Origin of the sequence: Vibrio sp. 10N.222.48.A3, from assembly GCF_041475345.1 — a bacterium.
In the GTDB taxonomy this organism is placed as follows: Bacteria; Pseudomonadota; Gammaproteobacteria; order Enterobacterales; family Vibrionaceae; genus Vibrio; species Vibrio tasmaniensis_A.
The window spans coordinates 1-4,132 of sequence record NZ_JBFRVX010000551.1; the positions used below are offsets into that span (position 1 = coordinate 1).

Sequence of the window (4,132 nt, forward strand, 5' to 3'; positions counted from 1 at the left end):
GTAATGGACAGAATAAGGGAATAACGAAAGTATTAATTGCGGGGGCTAGTGGATACATTGGTCGTCACGTTACATCGCTATTCACAAAAAGTGGCTTTGAAGTTTTTACATACGGTAGAGACAAAGTCGTCACACCTCCTATAGTTGGGTTAATAGAAGATAGAGCTGACTTTGAAGGCTTCTTTGACGTGGTTGTGAATTGTGCGCGTCCACATTGGTCACAATTCTCCGCACATGAAATAGCCGATGTGGAGCAGAAATTGCTCTCTGAGTTAGACCTACTTGCCGCTAAAGGCGCAACAAAGATACATACATCAGGTGTTTGGCTTTTTGGCAACGCATCTAGCGCTGATTTGAGACAGTTTAGACTGAAACCCTTAGACGCCGTTAGATTAGACGTAGAAACGATACATAGCGCTATTAGAAACAGGTGGCACGTCGTCTACTGTCCTAGTTTGGTTTATGGCGGTGAGGATTGTCAGCTAAAACGAATTGTAGAATCTTTCGCTAGCCAAACGATTCAAGTAGGTGTGCCGTCTATAGGCTATAACCAATATGTTCATGTCTACGACATTGCGAAGTTCTATCTACTTTTGGCGCAAGGCCGAACCTTAGAAAAGCAGCATTTTATTGCTGAGACGCAAGGCTATAGTCCTGCAGAGTTCGCTCGACTCTTACTAGCTGCAAAAGCTGTAACAAAAGTAAGAAAGATCCGTTGGGAAGAGTTTGAGTCAGAAAATGGCTCTATGGCCGTTGGTATTGAACAACTGAATCTAAAATTACCAATTAGTTCTTCGTTTGAGGCTACTGAGTCAATTAGTGAATATATTGAAAATTACATATAGTTGAGTGCTTATTTCTAATTACCAACCCTAGTTACTTTTAGTTGAGTTTAGTCTCTCCGGCGTCTGTACTTAAGTTAATCGGTAGCGTCACAATAATTTCCTTTCGTAACAGATATGAAGCTACCGAGTCGCAGGAATAGATCTTTTTGTAGAGCTGAGTCCGAGGTCAACGTTATCTTTGAGTTAGCTCTATATCATTGAATGACAAGCGTGCGTCACACCTTTGTTTGGCGTGAGGATTAGTTCAAACATGGAGTGAAAATATGAAGTCAGACTTTTCAAAACTTGCGACAACCGATTACGGAAACATACTGAGTAACGACCACTTTATTAATTTTAGTATTGGTCCTCTTTGGCAGGGAATGCCACGAATTTGTGGAGAAGCGTTTACTGTCCAGTTAACGTCTGGTGATAATTTAATGCTTCATTCAGCCATATACGAAGCACCTGAAGGTTCCATCATTGTAGTGGATGGAGTTGATAGCGAATATGCAGTAGCTGGTGGTAATGTATGCGCAGTCGCGAAGAGTCGAGGTATCAAAGGCTTTATTATTGATGGTGTCATTCGAGATTTGACTGAAATTTCAGATATGAAGTTTCCAGTTTTTGCGAAAGGTGTTCATCCAGTACCGGGAAAGAAAGAGATCTATTCTGAATTGGGCGCTCCGATCACTTGCGGGGGAGCAAAGGTCTCTACGGGAGATATCATTGTTGCTGATGCAGAGGGTATTGTCGTTATTCCTAAATCAAAGAAAGACGAAGTGTTTTTAATGGCTTCAAAGAAAGCAAGTGACGAAGCTTCATTAACACTCGCTGAGTGGGAAACGAGTCATAGGGCTAAAATAGCGCAAGCAATAACGTCTGCGAAACAAAACTTAAGTAGTGCTACAAGTTGATTTGTAACGCGTGGCATTTTCATCAATTAACAGGCGTTAGGCGACAACGAATAAATTCATCCATGGAGAAGAGAGTGATCGTACGGACTGCGACGAAAGAAGACTCAAGTGTCTTGTTAGAGTTTATTGAACAAAAAGCTGACTTTGACCGGAGTATGAAAGGGTTTAGTGGCGAAATCTCGACAACTATAGAGAAAATCGAACGCACATTATTTGGTGATTACGCATTTGCCCATTCATTAATATTGGAACGGAATTGTGAGCATTTTGGCTTCGCACTGTATCACTATCGATATTCATCCTTCAGTGGAGAGTCATCAATCTGGCTTGACGACCTATTGGTTACAGGAAATCAAAGATCAAAAGGGTATGGCCGTGAACTTATGTTGGCTTTAAAGTCACAAGCGGAGTCATCATATGCCTCTCACATCTCATGGACGGCAAGTCCACATAATAAGAAAGCGCATGATTTCTACAAAAGGTTGGGTGCAGAGGTTGAGCGAATGGATGGTCAAAGACCTTATTTCCGTTGGACAATGTCCGACTCGTGATCACATAAAAAGAGAACTATGAAAATAACGACGCTGGTTGATAACTCTCGACTGGATAATAGGAAAGATTTAGCCGTTGAGCGCGGACTATCACTGCATATTGAAACTGAATCGCTAAAGATCTTGTTCGATATGGGAAGTGGCGATACGTTTTGTCAAAACGCACCATTACTGGGTATTGATATCAAAGATGTAGACCTCGCTGTCATATCACACAGGCATCATGATCATTGTAGTGGCACCGCTGATTTTGTTGCTCATAACTCTAAAGGCAAAGTGTTTCTGAAAAATTGTGAACAGAAAAACTACCATTTTCGGGCTTTCGGTTTTAAAAGTGATGTCGGGATCAATCCGGACTTACTAGAAAACAGCAACGAGCGGTTAGTCTTCGTTAATCGTACGACTGAGATCGCTCCAAATGTCTTTGCTATCACAGATATTAGCGTGAAACACGAACAACCTAAGGGTAATAAATACCTTTATACACAGTCTAAGAATCGACGGGAGCGCGACTCATTTGATCATGAATTACTGTTAGTGGTTAAAGAGCCAGATGGTTTAGTTATATTCACGGGATGTGCGCATAGTGGCGTTCTTAATATGGTTGATACAGCGGTTACTCTGTTCCCAGGAGAGAGAATAAAAGCGGTTGTCGGGGGCTTCCATTTAGTGGGCTTACCATTGTTCAATAGTATTGGTGGCACAAAGCAAGACATTAGAGATCTTGGATTGACGTTGTCTCAATACCCCATTGATAAACTGTATACAGGGCACTGCACAGGCAAGAAAGCTTATGGCCTGTTGAAAGAAGTATTAGGTAAGCGTCTTGAGGCAATGCCGACAGGTCGATGTATTCATGTGTAACGTTGGTCAAACCTTAGATGTACGTTTGTCTTTTGGTAAGAATTAAGGAGTTTTAAGTGAGTCAGGAAGTAAGAGTAGGTGTCGCTGCGGTTATTCTACGTGAAGGACGAGTACTACTTGGAGAACGAATTGGTTCTCATGGGGCTCATACGTGGGCAACGCCTGGCGGACACCTTGAGTGGGGTGAAAGTATCGAAGAGTGTGCCAAACGCGAAACACTCGAAGAGACTGGCTTAGTTGTTAGTGCATTTGAGAAGCTGACTTTTACCAATGATATTTTTGAGAAAGAGAACAAGCACTACATAACGCTGTTTGTTGTTGCTTCTGACGCTAGCGGCGAACCAGAGATAACAGAACCTGATAAATGTAAGCAATGGAAATGGTTTAAGCTAGATGAGTTACCTGAGCCATTGTTTCTTCCTCTGACGAATCTGTTGAGCGATCCGGTCGTCCTTGGGAAGCTGGCGCAGTAAACGCGAATGATTGGAGGGCAAATCAATGAGAGCACCTTTTCAAGTTTTAGTCTTTCCCTACAAAACAGTCGACACCAAACCTCGGTTTTTAATCGTACGCAGAAGTGACAATAGTGTATGGCAGGCAATATCCGGTGGTGGCGAAAATGATGAATCAATTCTTGAAGCAGCAAAACGAGAGCTTTCTGAAGAAACTCAGTTAGCCGGTGATAACTGGCAGCAGCTTGATTCAATGTGCATGCTTCCAAAAGTCTTTTATGCAGGGAATCACAATTGGACTGAGCATCCATTCGTCATTCCTGAGCATTCCTTCTCAGTTAAAGTCACAGAAGATCCTGAACTATCAAGTGAACACACAGATTACCGTTGGTGCGACTACCAAGAAGCTATTGAACTTCTAACATATGACTCAAACAGAAACGCGCTTTGGGAGATTAACGAAAGGCTTTATAAAGCTAGCTAAAGTACACAGATTAATTAACTCTATATTAGAGTGGAAATCC

The 4,132-nt window shown here is 42.1% G+C and carries 6 protein-coding genes; all 6 read left to right on the forward strand.

Annotated features, from left to right (window positions below; all coding sequences use genetic code 11):
* The first annotated feature begins 20 nt into the window (after positions 1 to 20).
* The 6 genes from AB4653_RS15730 (at position 21) to AB4653_RS15755 (ending at position 4,092) form a co-directional block, all read left to right on the forward strand.
* On the forward strand, positions 21 to 845 hold the full coding sequence (locus AB4653_RS15730; RefSeq protein WP_372104684.1) for an NAD-dependent epimerase/dehydratase family protein: 825 nt from the start codon (positions 21 to 23) through the stop codon (positions 843 to 845).
* A gap of 263 nt (positions 846 to 1,108) precedes the next feature.
* Positions 1,109 to 1,741 (forward strand): RraA family protein, encoded by a 633-nt coding sequence (locus tag AB4653_RS15735; RefSeq protein ID WP_009846831.1) that lies wholly within the window; start codon positions 1,109 to 1,111, stop codon positions 1,739 to 1,741.
* 62 nt (positions 1,742 to 1,803) lie between these two features.
* Complete coding sequence (locus AB4653_RS15740) at positions 1,804 to 2,292, forward strand: GNAT family N-acetyltransferase (protein WP_009846830.1); 489 nt, start codon at positions 1,804 to 1,806, stop codon at positions 2,290 to 2,292.
* 18 nt (positions 2,293 to 2,310) lie between these two features.
* On the forward strand, positions 2,311 to 3,156 hold the full coding sequence (locus AB4653_RS15745; protein WP_009846829.1) for an MBL fold metallo-hydrolase: 846 nt from the start codon (positions 2,311 to 2,313) through the stop codon (positions 3,154 to 3,156).
* Positions 3,157 to 3,212: 56 nt separating this feature from the next.
* Positions 3,213 to 3,629, forward strand: a complete 417-nt coding sequence (locus tag AB4653_RS15750; protein ID WP_009846828.1) for an NUDIX hydrolase — start codon at positions 3,213 to 3,215, stop codon at positions 3,627 to 3,629.
* A 25-nt stretch (positions 3,630 to 3,654) separates the two neighbouring features.
* Positions 3,655 to 4,092: an NUDIX pyrophosphatase gene (locus tag AB4653_RS15755; RefSeq protein ID WP_009846827.1), complete on the forward strand. Its 438-nt coding sequence runs from the start codon at positions 3,655 to 3,657 to the stop codon at positions 4,090 to 4,092.
* Positions 4,093 to 4,132 lie beyond the last annotated feature (40 nt).

Excerpts from the sequence above, each read along its gene's own strand:
- AB4653_RS15735 (WP_009846831.1), top strand. The coding sequence starts at position 1,109 with ATGAAGTCAGACTTTTCAAAACTTGCGACAACCGATTACGGAAACATA.
- AB4653_RS15740 (WP_009846830.1), top strand. The coding sequence starts at position 1,804 with ATGGAGAAGAGAGTGATCGTACGGACTGCGACGAAAGAAGACTCAAGT.
- AB4653_RS15745 (WP_009846829.1), top strand. The coding sequence starts at position 2,311 with ATGAAAATAACGACGCTGGTTGATAACTCTCGACTGGATAATAGGAAA.
- AB4653_RS15755 (WP_009846827.1), top strand. The coding sequence starts at position 3,655 with ATGAGAGCACCTTTTCAAGTTTTAGTCTTTCCCTACAAAACAGTCGAC.